Source organism: Bradyrhizobium sp. ORS 111 (genome assembly GCF_045571485.1).
Lineage (GTDB): Bacteria > Pseudomonadota > Alphaproteobacteria > Rhizobiales > Xanthobacteraceae > Bradyrhizobium.
Window position 1 is genome coordinate 1,006,364 of the sequence record NZ_CP120701.1, and the last position, 12,982, is coordinate 1,019,345.

General features: G+C 62.7%; 16 protein-coding genes. 5 read left to right on the forward strand and 11 right to left on the reverse strand.

Annotated elements, in window-relative coordinates; all coding sequences use genetic code 11:
- The first annotated feature begins 16 nt into the window (after nucleotides 1-16).
- Entirely contained in the window at nucleotides 17-946 is a 930-nt protein-coding gene (locus P6U30_RS04595; RefSeq protein ID WP_407168353.1) for a dihydrodipicolinate synthase family protein, read from the forward strand.
- Between the two features lie 16 nt (nucleotides 947-962).
- On the opposite strand, the gene P6U30_RS04600 is transcribed toward P6U30_RS04595, so the two are convergent.
- From P6U30_RS04600 to P6U30_RS04630, 7 genes are all read right to left on the reverse strand, one after another.
- Nucleotides 963-2,132 (reverse strand): cytochrome P450, encoded by a 1,170-nt coding sequence (locus P6U30_RS04600; protein ID WP_407168354.1) that lies wholly within the window; start codon nucleotides 2,130-2,132, stop codon nucleotides 963-965.
- A gap of 98 nt (nucleotides 2,133-2,230) precedes the next feature.
- The gene (locus P6U30_RS04605) at nucleotides 2,231-3,025 is read right to left on the reverse strand and encodes a helix-turn-helix transcriptional regulator (RefSeq protein ID WP_407168355.1); all 795 of its coding nucleotides are present in this window, start codon (nucleotides 3,023-3,025) and stop codon (nucleotides 2,231-2,233) included.
- Between the two features lie 362 nt (nucleotides 3,026-3,387).
- Nucleotides 3,388-3,750 (reverse strand): nuclear transport factor 2 family protein, encoded by a 363-nt coding sequence (locus tag P6U30_RS04610; RefSeq protein ID WP_407168356.1) that lies wholly within the window; start codon nucleotides 3,748-3,750, stop codon nucleotides 3,388-3,390.
- A 94-nt stretch (nucleotides 3,751-3,844) separates the two neighbouring features.
- Nucleotides 3,845-4,165 (reverse strand): cupredoxin family copper-binding protein, encoded by a 321-nt coding sequence (locus tag P6U30_RS04615; RefSeq protein ID WP_407168357.1) that lies wholly within the window; start codon nucleotides 4,163-4,165, stop codon nucleotides 3,845-3,847.
- Nucleotides 4,166-4,177: 12 nt separating this feature from the next.
- Nucleotides 4,178-4,699: a DUF4142 domain-containing protein gene (locus tag P6U30_RS04620; protein ID WP_407168358.1), complete on the reverse strand. Its 522-nt coding sequence runs from the start codon at nucleotides 4,697-4,699 to the stop codon at nucleotides 4,178-4,180.
- Between the two features lie 91 nt (nucleotides 4,700-4,790).
- The gene (locus P6U30_RS04625; RefSeq protein WP_407168359.1) at nucleotides 4,791-5,480 is read right to left on the reverse strand and encodes an RNA polymerase sigma factor; all 690 of its coding nucleotides are present in this window, start codon (nucleotides 5,478-5,480) and stop codon (nucleotides 4,791-4,793) included.
- Nucleotides 5,481-5,580: 100 nt separating this feature from the next.
- Entirely contained in the window at nucleotides 5,581-6,489 is a 909-nt protein-coding gene (locus P6U30_RS04630) for a LysR family transcriptional regulator (protein ID WP_407168360.1), read from the reverse strand.
- Between the two features lie 107 nt (nucleotides 6,490-6,596).
- On the opposite strand from P6U30_RS04630, the gene P6U30_RS04635 reads away from it, so the two are divergent.
- On the forward strand, nucleotides 6,597-7,664 hold the full coding sequence (locus tag P6U30_RS04635) for a Rieske 2Fe-2S domain-containing protein (RefSeq protein ID WP_407168362.1): 1,068 nt from the start codon (nucleotides 6,597-6,599) through the stop codon (nucleotides 7,662-7,664).
- A 59-nt stretch (nucleotides 7,665-7,723) separates the two neighbouring features.
- Here P6U30_RS04635 and P6U30_RS04640 read toward each other — a convergent pair whose 3' ends face one another.
- On the reverse strand, nucleotides 7,724-8,074 hold the full coding sequence (locus P6U30_RS04640; protein WP_407150241.1) for a RidA family protein: 351 nt from the start codon (nucleotides 8,072-8,074) through the stop codon (nucleotides 7,724-7,726).
- Nucleotides 8,075-8,725: 651 nt separating this feature from the next.
- The gene (locus P6U30_RS04645) at nucleotides 8,726-10,177 is read right to left on the reverse strand and encodes a CDGSH iron-sulfur domain-containing protein (RefSeq protein ID WP_407168363.1); all 1,452 of its coding nucleotides are present in this window, start codon (nucleotides 10,175-10,177) and stop codon (nucleotides 8,726-8,728) included.
- Between the two features lie 101 nt (nucleotides 10,178-10,278).
- Between P6U30_RS04645 and P6U30_RS04650 the strand changes: the two genes are divergently transcribed.
- Both P6U30_RS04650 and P6U30_RS04655 read left to right on the forward strand, forming a co-directional pair.
- The gene (locus P6U30_RS04650; protein ID WP_407168364.1) at nucleotides 10,279-10,632 is read left to right on the forward strand and encodes a winged helix-turn-helix transcriptional regulator; all 354 of its coding nucleotides are present in this window, start codon (nucleotides 10,279-10,281) and stop codon (nucleotides 10,630-10,632) included.
- 287 nt (nucleotides 10,633-10,919) lie between these two features.
- Nucleotides 10,920-11,150 (forward strand): hypothetical protein, encoded by a 231-nt coding sequence (locus tag P6U30_RS04655; RefSeq protein WP_407168365.1) that lies wholly within the window; start codon nucleotides 10,920-10,922, stop codon nucleotides 11,148-11,150.
- Here the strand turns inward: P6U30_RS04655 and P6U30_RS04660 are convergent, their stop codons facing one another.
- Together P6U30_RS04660 and P6U30_RS04665 are read right to left on the reverse strand one after the other, a co-directional pair.
- Entirely contained in the window at nucleotides 11,151-11,384 is a 234-nt protein-coding gene (locus P6U30_RS04660; RefSeq protein ID WP_407168366.1) for a hypothetical protein, read from the reverse strand.
- Nucleotides 11,353-12,333: a LysR family transcriptional regulator gene (locus P6U30_RS04665; protein WP_407168367.1), complete on the reverse strand. Its 981-nt coding sequence runs from the start codon at nucleotides 12,331-12,333 to the stop codon at nucleotides 11,353-11,355. The genes P6U30_RS04660 and P6U30_RS04665 overlap by 32 nt, the downstream gene beginning before the upstream one ends.
- A gap of 161 nt (nucleotides 12,334-12,494) precedes the next feature.
- On the opposite strand from P6U30_RS04665, the gene P6U30_RS04670 reads away from it, so the two are divergent.
- Complete coding sequence (locus tag P6U30_RS04670; RefSeq protein WP_407168368.1) at nucleotides 12,495-12,971, forward strand: MOSC domain-containing protein; 477 nt, start codon at nucleotides 12,495-12,497, stop codon at nucleotides 12,969-12,971.
- The last annotated feature ends 11 nt before the right edge of the window (nucleotides 12,972-12,982 follow it).

Here is a 12,982-nt window from a genome sequence, read left to right on the forward strand (position 1 = left end):
CGAGCGAGGTTCTGGCATGACTGTTTCCGTAAAACGCCCCTATCGCGGCGTCTTCCCTGTGGCGCCGACCATCTTCGATGCCAACGGCAATCTCGATCTCGACGGGCAGCGCCGCTGCATCGATTTCATGATCGATGCCGGCTCCCATGGCATCTGCATCCTCGCCAACTTCTCCGAGCAGTTCGTGTTGACCGATGCCGAGCGCGAGACCGTGATGCATGCGGTGCTCGAGCATGTCGCCGGTCGCATCCCGGTGATCGTCACGACGACGCATTTCTCTTCGGTAGTGTGCGCCGCGCGCAGCCGCCAGGCCGAGGCCGCCGGCGCCGCGATGGTGATGATCATGCCGCCCTATCACGGCGCGACCTTCCGCGTGCCGGAGGCGAGTATCTATGAATTCTATCGGGTGGTGTCGGATGCCATCGGCATTCCGATCATGATCCAGGATGCGCCGGTCGCGGGCACCCCGCTCTCGGTCGATTTCCTGGCGCGGATGGCGAAGGAGCTCGCCAACATCAGATATTTCAAGATCGAGGTGCCGATGGCTGCGAACAAGCTGCGCGGCCTGATCGAGAAGGGCGGCAGTGTGATCGAGGGGCCCTGGGATGGCGAGGAAGCGATCACGCTGATGGCGGATCTCGACGCCGGCGCCACCGGTGCGATGACCGGCGGCGGCTATCCCGACGGCATCCGGCAGATCATGGATCCGTTCTTCGCAGGCCGCCGCGACGAGGCGATGCAGGCCTATGCGCGTTGGCTGCCGCTGATCAATTACGAGAACCGCCAATGCGGACTGCAGGCCTGCAAGGTGCTGATGCGCGAGGGTGGCGTCATCAAGTCGGACATGGTCCGGCATCCGCTGCAGCCGCTGCATCCGGCAACGCGCGCCGGCTTGATCGAGATCGCGCGTCAACTGGATCCGGTCGTGCTGCGCTGGGACCGCTGATCACGCCGTTTGGCGGCTATGCATCCCACGTCACCGGCAGATCCAGCAGTCCGCGGAACGCCCAGCCGCCGATCCGCGGCGGCTTGTCCGCAGCCAGCCGCAGATTGTTCAGGCGCCCGAAGATCTCCGGCAAGGCAACATCGGCCACCATAGCGCGCGAGGCCCATGCGCCGGCGCAGAAGTGCGGACCTGCGCCAAACGCGATGCTCTTGCTGGCATCGCGGCGGACATCGAATTTGTCGGGCTCGTCGAAATGCTTCTCGTCGCGGTTCGCCGAGCCGAACATCAGGAATACGCGCTCATTGGTCTCGAAGGCGATGTCGCGGATCGCCCATGGCTTCGCGATCCGGCGTGGCGACATGCCGATCGGCGAGATCCAGCGGGCATATTCCTCGAAGGCCTGCAGCCACGGGATGGCGCCGCTCCTCGCCAGTTCGAGCTGGTCGGGATGCGTCAGCAGCGCCCAAACCGTGCCGGCGATCGCGTCGCGTGGCTCGTTCTGGCCGCCGGAGATCGCAAGCTTGATGTTGGCGCGCACGCTCTCCATCGGCATGTCGGTTTGCAGCAACACGCCAAGCAGGCTGAGGTCGGGCGTCTTGCGCAACACCGGCGCCATGTCGTCGATCGCGGCGTCGATGCCCGAGGTCGCGGCGTGGCAGCGCGCTTCGACGGCGGCATCGCCGATATAGTTGGCGATGCCGTCGATCATGCCCTGCGACCAAGCGTTCATGTCCTGGTAGCGCATGTTGGTGAGGCCGGTGATCGATTTCAGGCATTCGGCCGAAAACGGCAGCGCGAAGGCCTGCACGAAGTCGATTACGCCGTCGGGATCCAATTCGTCGAGGATGCGCGTCGCGTGTCCTTGGAACTGCGCGGTCCAGTGTGACCGCACCGTCTTCGGCGAGATCGCCGGGAAGATCGCCTTGCGCTCGTTCATATGCGCATCGCCGTCCTTGCGCATCATGTTGTGGCCCATCAGCTTGTTCATCAGCCCTTCGGGCTGGTGCGAAGAGAATACGTCGATCTGCTTCTCCGAGATGAAGATATCGTCGCGGCTGCACAGCAGCGTGCTGCCGAGTTGCGGCACGAAGGCGATCGGCGCCTCTCTGCGCATCCGCGCAAGGGTGGGGTAGGGATCCTGCCAGAAAGTGGCGACATCGATGTCGAAATGCGGCGCGGTGCTCACGGCTGTCCCCTCAAGGCTCGATCCGCGCGCCAGAATAGGTCGCGGCCCGCCCGCTGTCTGTCCCTACGGTTTGGGACAGGCGCCGTCCGGCCGCTTCATCAGTTCAGCCGGTGAGGCGATGCCACGAGGCGCAGCGCGATCGCGAACAGCTCGTTCTGTGAGGAGATGCCGAGCTTGTCGTAAGCGCGCTTGCGGTAGGTGAGGGCCGAATGCAGGCCGATGCCGAGCTCGGCGGCAATCGCTTCCGAGCTGAGGCCCGAAAGGATGCGCAGGCAGACCTCCTTCTCGCGCCCGGTCAGCCTGACGAATGGCTCGGCGGCCGCAAACAGGGTCTTCAGCCGGCCCATCGGATCGGTTTCGATGGCGTCGTGCTGGAAGTGGCGTGCCACGGCCGCAGTCACCACCGGCGCGATCGCGGTCAGTCGCGCGATCTGGTCGCGGCTGAAGCGGCCTTGCGATGTGATCTGATAGAAGTTGACGTAGAAGCAGGTGTCGTCGACCCAGATCGCCGATGCGAATTTGTCGACGATGTCGGAGTCGTCGAAGAAGATCTTGCGATAGCTGTCGCTGTACATGCGGCGGGCAAAATTCGGCAGTACGATCGGCGTCGCGTGTGACTGTCCCTCGAACACGGCATCGCGGTTCGGGTCTGACAAGTGGAAATGCTCGGAATAGGCGATACCGAGGTCGCCCCCGATCGGGATATTGCCGACGTCGAGCAGACATGCGGCGGACCGCGCACCCGCAAACGAGAACACCATGCAATGACCGACGCCGGCGGCGCGGCGCAGTGCGCCGATCAGGGCTTGTGGAAAGCTGTCGCGGCCGATCGCCAGCAGCGCCGGTGTGATGTCGCTGACGGCAGACGTCTTGAAGGCGATAGCTGCCTTCATGGTGTCCTCCCGAGTTGTTTCGCGAAGACTATCAGCGACGTCGCCGGCGTGGAAGCCACGGCGTTTCCGAGCGAACTGAATACCGGTTCGCGTGCAGAAACCGCGTCAAACAAGAATCCCGCTGCTAAGGCAGGCTGAGTTTGGGTTGAATCGTCTCGCGGCGGCTTCTGTCGACCTCTCCCCGTCGGGGAGAGGTCGGATTGCGCTCGGCGATGCGAAGCATCGTCCGGTGCAATCCGGGTGAGGGGCTTGCGCTCTCGATAGACCGTAACCCCTCACCCGATTTGCTTCGCAAATCGACCTCTCCCAAGGGAGAGGTGACCTCGGACGCTGTTTCAGGTCAACTTAATCTGATCAGTGCGCTAGGCGCCCGGCACCTGGTCGAGAAAGCCGGTGATGCTCCTGATCCGGCCGTCCTTCAGCGTGGCGAAATCGGTGCCCTTGATCGGGCTGTCGACGCCATCAGGTCCGAGACCCCAGGAGAAGCGGACGTGATCGCCGAAGCCGTTCGGCTCACCGATCAGCTTGAACCTGAAGTCTGGAAATTTTTGCTGCACGCCGGCGATCAGCGCATCGACGCCCTCGTGACTGTCGCCGCTCATCAGCGGGTCGATATAGCGGGCGTCCGCGGTCCAGTTCTCGCTCAGCATCTCGCGGCGGCGGCTCGGCGTGCGTTCGTTCCAGAGATCGATGTAGCGGCGGGCGACGGTTGCGTGGTCGGTCATGGTTGTCTCCTTCGATGGTGCCGGATCATTCGGCTGTCCGGACTATCGAAGGTTTGCAGCGCCCGCTCGATTACCTCTGACGTCATGCGGCGCGCTACGGTGCGATCTTCAGCACCGCTTTCATGTTGGGATGGTAGCGGCAGTAGTAGTCCACTGTGCCCGCCTTCTTCAGCACCAGGCTCGCGGATTGCTTCGGCGCAAGCGTCACGTCGAAGTTGCCGTTCCGGGCGGTCGCGGTGTGGGCGAAGACGTCCTTGTTGACCCATTCGATGGTGTCGCCGACCTTGGCCGAGACTTCGGCCGGCGAGATCACGAGGTTCTCCATCACGATCTGGATGGTGGCTGCATGCGCCGGGACGGCCATCGCACCGAGCGTGAGCAGAGCAAGCATTGCGAGATGGCGTCCCGACGACATCAGGGAAGCTCCCTATTTCAGGCTGGCCGCGACGTGCTCGGCGTGCTGCTCGTGGCCCTGGAAGATCTTCAGGCCGGTCTGCAGCAAATTCTTCAGCTCGGGGTTGCTCGCCGACGGGATCAACTGGGTCTCCAGCGCCGTATTGACGGTCTTGTGATAGGCGACCTCGTTGTCGACATAGGCCTTGTCGTACGCGGCGCCTTTCAGCTTCGCGAGCTCGGCGAGCTTGTCGGCCGCCTGCTTCGACAGCGCCTTGCTGGTATCGTTGTCTTCGGGCGTGACCTTCAGCTTCTTGACGAGGTCCAATGCCTGCTTGTTAACCGCCTCATGGTCGCGCACCATGTCCTTGGCGAATGCCTTGACCTCCTTGTTGGACGCTTTCGATTCCGCCTGCTTGGCGGCCTTGATGTCGATCACGCCCGCCGTATAGGCGATGTGCGCGATTTGCGGATCGGTGAGCTTTGCATTCTGGGCGAGCGCAGCGCTGCCCAACAGGCTCAGCGCGGCGACCGCGATGCTCAATCGAACGAACATGATTTGACACTCCTGTTGCGCAGGCAGGGGCCGGCGCGGGTTGATTGCACAGGAGTTGGATGGTGCAGAAACGCGGAGGTTCCCGAAATTCTTACGCGGTATGGCCGAGCCGTTTCAGCACCGCGTCCGTCAACCGCTCGCAGCGCCGGCCGGCGAAGGGGAAGGCCTCCATCACCACCGGGCCGATCTTCCGCTCGACATTGTCCCGCAGCATGGTTCGGGCCCGGTGCAGGCGGGTCTTCACCGTCTCCGGCTTGAGGCTGAGAATTGCGGCGGTTTCCTCGATCGTCATGCCCTCGATCACGCGGGTGATGAAGACGAGGCGGAACGCCTCGGGCAACTCATCGATCGCATGCTCAACAACATGCTGGATTTCGCGCTGGGCCATGGATTTTTCCGGATCGTCCATTGACGACAGGGGGAACTGGATGATTTGCGCCTCGAGGGAGGCTTGTGGCAGCTCGGACCATTCCACACTGGCCGATTTGTGGCGCACCCGGCCTAGCGCTTCGTTGATCGCGATTCGCGACAGCCAGGTCGACAGGCTGGAGTCGCCGCGAAACTGGTCGAGATGGGTGAAGGCGCGGACATAGGCGTCCTGCACGACGTCCTCGGCTTCGCCGTCGTTGCGCAGGATGCCGCGCGCCAGCCGGAACAGCCGGCGATTGTTGGCCTGCATGATGGCGCGCACCGCGGACTCGTCCCGGGCGAGCGCCCGTTGCACCAAACCGGCGTCTTCTGTGGCGATCGGGGTGGTGGTCGTGACCTGGGCCTGGCGCATGAGGGCTCTCACTCTCGCGGCTGATGAGCATTTGATGCCGCTTGCGCGAATAGGTTCCCGGCAGGGCGTTGTTTCGGGAAAATCGGCATCCGGACGGATCCTATGGCTTGATATACGCCTCGGGATCGCCGCGCGCATGGGCCTCCATGGCGTCGAGGAAGCAACGCACCTTGGCGGGGACGAATTGTCGCGCCGGCAGCAGCGCGTGCACGTTCAGCGGCTCGCAGGCATGATCCGGCAGCAGCCGCAGCAACTGGCCGGCCGCGACCGCCGCGCGGGTGTAGCTCGCGGTCACCCGGAGCACGCCGTGACCGGCGAGTGCCGCCTGGAGACGGACGTGGGCGTTCGAGCTGGTGAGGCGCGCGCGATCGACGGCGAGATGCTCGACCGCCCCGCCGGGCGCGGTGACGGCCCATGGCGGATCGCTGGGGCCGGTCAGCAGCGGGAGCTTCTTCAGTTCTTCGAGCGTGCGCGGCTCGCCGAATTTCTCCAGCAGCGCCGGGGCTGCGAACAGGCCGCGCTCAAGCGTGAACACCCGGCGGATCACGATGCCGGCCGCCGGCAGCGGCGCCTCCAGCATCGCGAACACGATGTCGTAGTTCTCGGCGATCGGGTTGACTATGTCGTGCTCGACGTCGATGCGGATCGACAGCTCGGGATAGTGGCTCATCACCGCGCAGGCCACCGGACCTGCGTGATGGGCGCCGAATTCGTAGGGAGCCTTGATGCGCAAGGTGCCGGCGACGGCGCTGCTCATCGCCAGCGCCTCGCTGTGGGTGTCGTGCAGCGCGGCGAACAGCGGGCGCACCTTGCGATAGATGGTCTCGCCGACGTCGGTCAGCCGCAGGTGCCGCGTGGTGCGCTCGATCAGCCGCAATCCGAGATTCGCTTCCAGGCGCTGCACCGCAGCACTGAGGCTCGATTTGGGGTGCCCGAGCACACGCGCGGCAGCCGTGAAGCCGCCGTGCTCGACAACTTCGCAAAACAGCTCCCAGTCGCGCCACTCCATGGCTGGATTGTCCATCCCCCGGTACAGTGTGTCCAGCCAAATCGGATTATCCTGGACGTCGCGATCACCTAACCTCGCTGCAACCAACATTGCACCGGGAGGGTGACTTGACTGACCATGACGGAATTTTCCTGCGCAACGCCTGGTACGTGGCGGCGCTGAACCAGGAACTGATCGACGGCAAGAAGCTGGCACGCACCATCCTGGAGCGGCCGATCGTGCTCTATCGCGGATCGAGCGGAAAGGTGGTCGCGCTGGACGACCGCTGCTGTCACCGCGCCGCGCCGCTTTCGATGGGGCGCATCGAGGGCGATGATATCAGGTGCATGTATCACGGCATGAAGTTCGCCGCCGACGGCAGGTGCATCCAGATTCCGGGCCAGGACGCCATTCCCGCCAAGCTCGGCGTGCGCAGCTATCCCGTGGTCGAGCGCTACAACATGATCTTCATCTGGACCGGCGACCCCGAAAAGGCCGATCCGAAACTGATCCTCGATTATCCGCCGCTCGAAGATCCGAAGTGGCGGGGACTTCCAGGCTACATGCACTACAAGGCCAACTGGCTGTTGATCGTCGACAATCTCAGCGACTTCGCCCATCTCGCCTTCGTCCACACCAATACGCTCGGCGGATCCGAGGAATACGCCTACAAGACCAAGCCGGTCGCGATCGAGAAGCTGGATGACGGTTTCCGGGTCGAGCGCTGGCACATGGGCGCCGAGCCGCCGCCTTATCACCGGAAGGTCATTCCGAACAAAGCCGACCCGGTCGACCGCCGCAATATCGGCCGCATGATCATCCCGGGCATCTTCACGCTCGACACCACCTTTGCGCCGGCGGGGCAGGGCGTGGAGAAAGGCGTTCAAGTTCCGGGGACGCGGCAATATCGCAACGCGCAGTTCATGACGCCGGAGACGCGCTCGAGCACCCACTTCTTCTGGAATTACCTGCACGACTTCGACATCGACAATCCGAACATCGCGCTGTCGCTGCGGCACTCCCTTGAGGAGGGCTTCAACGAGGACAAGGACTTCATCGAGGCGCAGCAGAAGGTGCTCGATGCCGATCCGGATTATCAACTGCTGGCGATCGGCGCCGATGCGCCGCTGACCTATTTCCGCTGGCTGTTTGCCCGCAAGCTCGACGCGGAGAAGGGGACGGCACGCGCCGCATAAATGCGAATGGCGCGGCTGCCAGCGGCTGCCGCGCCATTCCAGGCCGTCAATCGTCGCGTCTACTTCGCGGCGACCACCATGATCTCGACGCTGTATTGAGGAGCCGCGAGCTTGGCCTCGACGGTTGCGCGCGCCGGCGTGTTGCCGGGCGAGACCCAGGCATCCCACACCGCGTTCATCTCGGGGAAGGTCTTCATGTCGGTGATGTAGATCGTCGCGCTGAGGAGCTTCGACTTGTCGGTACCGGCTTTCGCGAGGTGACCGTCGATGATCGACAGGATGTCCTTGGTCTGATCGGTGACGTTGCCGCCGGCGGCCTTGCTGGCGACGACGCCGGCCAGATAGACGGTGTTGCCGTGCACGACGGCCTGGCTCATGCGCGGGCCGGTTTCGAAACGCTGAATGCTCATTTGGCTCTCCACTTCAATGGCGGGCACTGTCTATAGCGTTTCCAGCGACGCCGCCACTGCGCAGTTTGCAGCACGGCTGATGGAAACCGCTTGAATTGCACCGAGATGTGGATGCGTGACTCGCCGGCCGCGCAACACATTCAGTGTCGTCCCTGCGAAAGCACTAGGGCATCTACATGTCTTCCGGAGTCTTCTCAACGACTTAGCTTAGCAACGCAGAGAAACGCCGCACTTTTGCTAAGCTCTGCTCGCGAAATGGCGTCATCGAGTGGCAAGCAAGTCCTTGATCGAGAGTCACTTTTCGGTCCGGAAAAGATGTGTAGATGCCCTAGTGCGAAAGCAGGGACCCATAACCACGAATGGTCATTGTTGAGCGACCCTGGAATGACGAGTCCCATCAACAACATCCGCCGCCGAGTATGGGCCCCTGCTTGCGCAGGGGCGACAGCGAGTTTGTGGTGTGAGCTGCGGAAATGTGGGACATTTGCTGACCGACAAGGCGGTGTCGTCCCTGCGAAAGCAGGGACCCATAGCCACAGAATTGAGTAGTGGAGCACACTGCGGCACCAGCGCACTCAACCATTGGAGCGGTCGGTATAGGTCCCTGCTTTCGCAGGAACGACAGCGGAGATCGCCTCGGCGCGATCGCGATCAGGTCTGCGGCTTCAGCGCATTGGCCCAGCGCGCGAACAGCGCGATGTGCTCGGCCGGCCATGCACCGTCGCAAGGCATGGTTCCGGCCTCGAGCCGCCTCAAGATCTGCTGACGATGCTTGCTGACATCTGCCTCCTTCCAGAGGTCGAACGCGAACAGCATCGAGTTGCGGTCCATCGGACGGAATAGCGGCCGGATGTGCTGTTCGAATTGCACGACCTCGTCAGGACCGGGCAGCGCCGGATTGACCTCGCTTGCCGCCGATGCGTCGGCAGCCATGGCGGACGGCCGCGCACCGGGCGTCGCGTTGCAGACCCACCACCATCGCGGCACCGGCATGTTCGGCGGCGGCTTGGCGTCGGCAGACGAATTCTCCACCGCGATCCGCGAGCCCCATTCAATATAGGCGATAAAGGCGGCGCGGAATTCGGGATCGGACGGCAGCCCGGCATCGTCGGCGCTCTGCATCATGTAGGTGGCCCACAGCGCACGCTGCTCCGGCGTGATCTCCTTGCCGATATGCTGCGAGATCATCCGCCGATAGCCGCCATAGCGCTCGGTGTAGAAGCGCGGGCCGCCGAACACTTCGCTGAGCCAGGCAGCGACGCGTTCGGGATGATCCGGCGACATCTCGGCGAACAGCGGCCCGAGCAGCGGGTCGTCCGGCACGTAGCGGCTGTAGAAGATCCGCGTCATGTCGAGCAGCGCCGGATAGCCGCCCGCCCATTCGAACAGCGTCGGCTCGCGCGAGGGATCGGGGACGGGATCGCGGAATGCGACGTTCCAGTGCATGCCGCTGCAGAACGGCTTGTTCAACGACGAACCGCAGCGGCACAGGCTGACATGCTCGCGCGATGCGCCAGCATTCTGCACGATGGCGACGCCGTCCTCATCGATCAGCTCCACATGGCCGGTGACGCGATAGGGGCCGTCCTTCGACACGTCGATCTGCGGCGGCCTGATGACGTCGGACAGGTTGGCCTCGCGCACGGGGCCAAGGCCGATGCCGAGCGCGCCTGACGGGCACTTGCGCACCGCGTTGACGATATCGTCGAGCCGCGCGCCGCTTGGCGTGATGAACGGCTCCTCGCCGAGATGAAACACCGATCCGAGCCGGTCGGTGCAGAAGGCTGAATGCGCGCAGGTGCCGCGGTTGTCGAAGATGAACGCCTGTTGGCCCTCGTAGACATCGAGCTTGTCGGGCACGCGCCGCGGATCCCTGGCATCGGAGAAGCCGTGCCTGAGGTGGCTGTCGTCGCAGAACGGCTTGGTCTGCGATTGCCCGCAGCGGCACAGTCGCACCGGCGCTTCGGTTGCGATGGGAACACCGAGATGATCGACGATCGGAATGCTGCCGTCGGGTTCATAGGGCCCGTTGCGCCTGACGACGATGCGCGGACGTGTCGTGCGTGCGTCGCGCGCGGCCGGGGTGGAGCTGTCCTCTGTCATGCCTTGCCGGTCCTGCTGTTCTCCCAACCCCGCGAAGCGTGCTTAGATGCATCGATGGCCGCTCTCAACGAACCAGATGGAAAGTGCGGCGGGAGAACAAGATGATACGCAAGACCAAGCGGAAGTATGGTTGCCCGGTCGAGTTCTCGATCGACCAGCTCAGCGGCAAGTGGAAGACCGTGATCCTGAGCCGGCTGAAGATCCGCCCGATGCGCTACGGCGAATTGCGCCACGACATCCCGCAGCTCAGCGACAAGATCCTCACCGAGCGCTTGCGCGATCTCTGCAATTCAGGCTTCGTCAGGCAGGAGCGCGCCGGCAGCTCCTCGCGCTACCGCCTGACGGGGCGCGGCGAGGCGCTGAAGCCGATGCTGCAGGCGCTCTACGATTGGGGCGAGGCCAACGCCGATACGTTCGGCGTCCGCTTTGCGAGCGCGGAGGCGGATGAGAGATGAGGGCGCTGTCAAAATATCGAAAACAACCCCATGCAAAGGTGCCGGCGGCGCCCAGCGTTCGACGGCCATCTTGACACGTCGGGCAACTCAGCAATATATTTCGAATATTCCGAAATCATGCAAACGTCCCTCGCAAGCGGAGCGGGGCAGCCCTTTCGCTGATCGGACGAAGGAAGGCGGTTTCCCGCAAGCCGGTTGCTTGATGGATGTGGACGCGAGTTGAAGTGCAGTTCACAATTTAGGATTGAGAATAATCGCAGCGATTGGATCATTATTGGATCGTTGATATGTCCGGCACGCCCAAAGCGAACGACTACTTGGAAATCTACGAATCCCGCGTCCGGCTCGCAATTTTCGTTGCCATGGGCACGATTATGACCGCCGCTGCGCTGTTCATGACCGGAGCGTGTATTGGCGTTCTTTTTGGCTTCCTTGTTCCTCCTCCATCAACGGTTCGCGCGTTTGTTGCACCTATTCTGGTATCGCTGATGGGGATCGCCGGCGTCATCCTGTTCTGATCAGCGGCCATTCACGCCGGTGTCAGGTGGTTCGGCTCGCGCGAACCCGGGCTCTTCATGACGCGTGACGGCTTCAAAGACATTCGGATCAGCGCCGATTGGATTCCATGGTCCGCGATTTTGTCTTTGAAGAATTACCGCGGCAAAGGCGTCGTTGTCGACGTTGATCCGGACTTCCTCAAGGAGCATCTGCGGCTGGGTGCTAACGCGATTGGCGCAAGCGCGGTTGGGCATCCATCTCCTTTGCGACGTCCTCGGCGCACCGGATGAAGCGGTGCACGATCGGACTCAATGAACGGTTCTTCAGGGTGATGATTGACACAGGCCACGGTCGGGCGGGGAGGTCGACCGGCAGCGCCTTTAGCGAATAGCGTTCGGCGTACAGGTGCAATACCGAGCGCGGCAATGTGGTGATGAAATCCCCCGTCGCGATCAGTTGGGTCCGCATATGCACCGAGAGCGTTCGCATGCTGATATTGGGCACCTCAAGTCCCTGTGCCGCGAAGGCCTCCGTGACCACCGAGTGATTCCATATCCCTGGCTCGGTCAAGATCCAGCGTTCGTGAACGATGTCGGCAAGTTCAATTTTGCGACGATTGAACCAGCGGTTGTTCGGCCCTGCGGCGACAACAAGCTCGTCCTCGAACAGTGTTCTGACATCGACTTCATCTGGAATCTCCGGCGCGCCAAAACTGCGGTTGCCCCGGGCGATCACGAGGTCGATCTTGCGGTCGAGGAGAAGCGACAGCCGACCGAGATTAATGTGCTCGACGTCAAGAACGGCGCGCGGGTATTGCCGGAAGAATAGATTGGCAATCCGCGGCAACACGGCAGATGAAATGGACTCGGGACAACCGACGCGCACCTCGCCCGTTGTTTGATTGCTGAGGAATGAAATTTCCTCCATTCCATGACGCAACTCGTCGAGGGCCGCGCGGCTCCGTCGGAGGAGAACGTCCCCAAACACCGTGGATGCGACACCACGGGTGCTGCGGTCGAGCAGTCTGACCTGCAGAGTGGCTTCGAGATCCGCAATCATCTGCGATATCGCCGACTGGGTAACGCCGAGCTTCACAGCCGCCTTGGATATACTCCCAGATTGAATCACGGTCGCGAACGCGTGCAGGTCGTGCAGACGTATGCGCCGGCCGATGCGAGCTTCCCAGTTGGAGGGCTTTGCCATCGCCAATCCTAATGCAGGTAGTAGCAAATTCTCCCTTCTGCTTATGACGCCTTCAGGGCAGTTTCAACGCTGAACTCATCCCCGGGCGCCGCGAATGCCACGTGGAAACTCGGATGGCCATCGTTCCGGGGAACATGTGCATCAATCACAGGAGGTTGGCCATGGCGAGCGTTGTTGGTCTGTTTGTCGCCTCCGCCATTGGACAGCCTATGCAGACGTGCACCTCAGTGCGGGTTTTTGCCGGTCGCGGGCTGGAAGGGGATCGGTACGAACGTGGTGAGGGCTCTTACTCGAAATTGCCGCGCGCGGCAGCACGCCATGTTTCCCTGATCGCCTGCGAAGCCATCGAGGCCGCGAATAGAGAGTTGGTCCAGCGAGGTCTCATTCCCTTCGAAGCGAATGAAACGCGACGCAACATCGTCGTCGACGGTATGGACGTCTATGGATTGCTGGGCAAGGAATTCCGCATCGGCGCCGTGCGCCTGCGCGGCTCCGAACCGACAAGGCCATGCCATCTCCCGTCCGCAGTCACTGGCAAGATGGGATTTGCGGAGGCTTATCGCGATCGAGGCGGCGTGCGGGCCGAGGTTCTCTCGGATGGAATTATTTCGATCGGCGACCTCATTCAAACGGATTAATGGAGCGGGTC

Bases quoted from the DNA above. Each gene is read 5' to 3' on its own strand.
- P6U30_RS04595 (WP_407168353.1), top strand. From the start codon at position 17: ATGACTGTTTCCGTAAAACGCCCCTATCGCGGCGTCTTCCCTGTGGCG.
- P6U30_RS04605 (WP_407168355.1), bottom strand. From the start codon at position 3,025: ATGAAGGCAGCTATCGCCTTCAAGACGTCTGCCGTCAGCGACATCACA.
- P6U30_RS04610 (WP_407168356.1), bottom strand. From the start codon at position 3,750: ATGACCGACCACGCAACCGTCGCCCGCCGCTACATCGATCTCTGGAAC.
- P6U30_RS04615 (WP_407168357.1), bottom strand. From the start codon at position 4,165: ATGTCGTCGGGACGCCATCTCGCAATGCTTGCTCTGCTCACGCTCGGT.
- P6U30_RS04620 (WP_407168358.1), bottom strand. From the start codon at position 4,699: ATGTTCGTTCGATTGAGCATCGCGGTCGCCGCGCTGAGCCTGTTGGGC.
- P6U30_RS04625 (WP_407168359.1), bottom strand. From the start codon at position 5,480: ATGCGCCAGGCCCAGGTCACGACCACCACCCCGATCGCCACAGAAGAC.
- P6U30_RS04630 (WP_407168360.1), bottom strand. From the start codon at position 6,489: ATGGAGTGGCGCGACTGGGAGCTGTTTTGCGAAGTTGTCGAGCACGGC.
- P6U30_RS04640 (WP_407150241.1), bottom strand. From the start codon at position 8,074: ATGAGCATTCAGCGTTTCGAAACCGGCCCGCGCATGAGCCAGGCCGTC.
- P6U30_RS04645 (WP_407168363.1), bottom strand. From the start codon at position 10,177: ATGACAGAGGACAGCTCCACCCCGGCCGCGCGCGACGCACGCACGACA.
- P6U30_RS04650 (WP_407168364.1), top strand. From the start codon at position 10,279: ATGATACGCAAGACCAAGCGGAAGTATGGTTGCCCGGTCGAGTTCTCG.
- P6U30_RS04655 (WP_407168365.1), top strand. From the start codon at position 10,920: ATGTCCGGCACGCCCAAAGCGAACGACTACTTGGAAATCTACGAATCC.
- P6U30_RS04660 (WP_407168366.1), bottom strand. From the start codon at position 11,384: ATGCCCAACCGCGCTTGCGCCAATCGCGTTAGCACCCAGCCGCAGATG.
- P6U30_RS04665 (WP_407168367.1), bottom strand. From the start codon at position 12,333: ATGGCAAAGCCCTCCAACTGGGAAGCTCGCATCGGCCGGCGCATACGT.
- P6U30_RS04670 (WP_407168368.1), top strand. From the start codon at position 12,495: ATGGCGAGCGTTGTTGGTCTGTTTGTCGCCTCCGCCATTGGACAGCCT.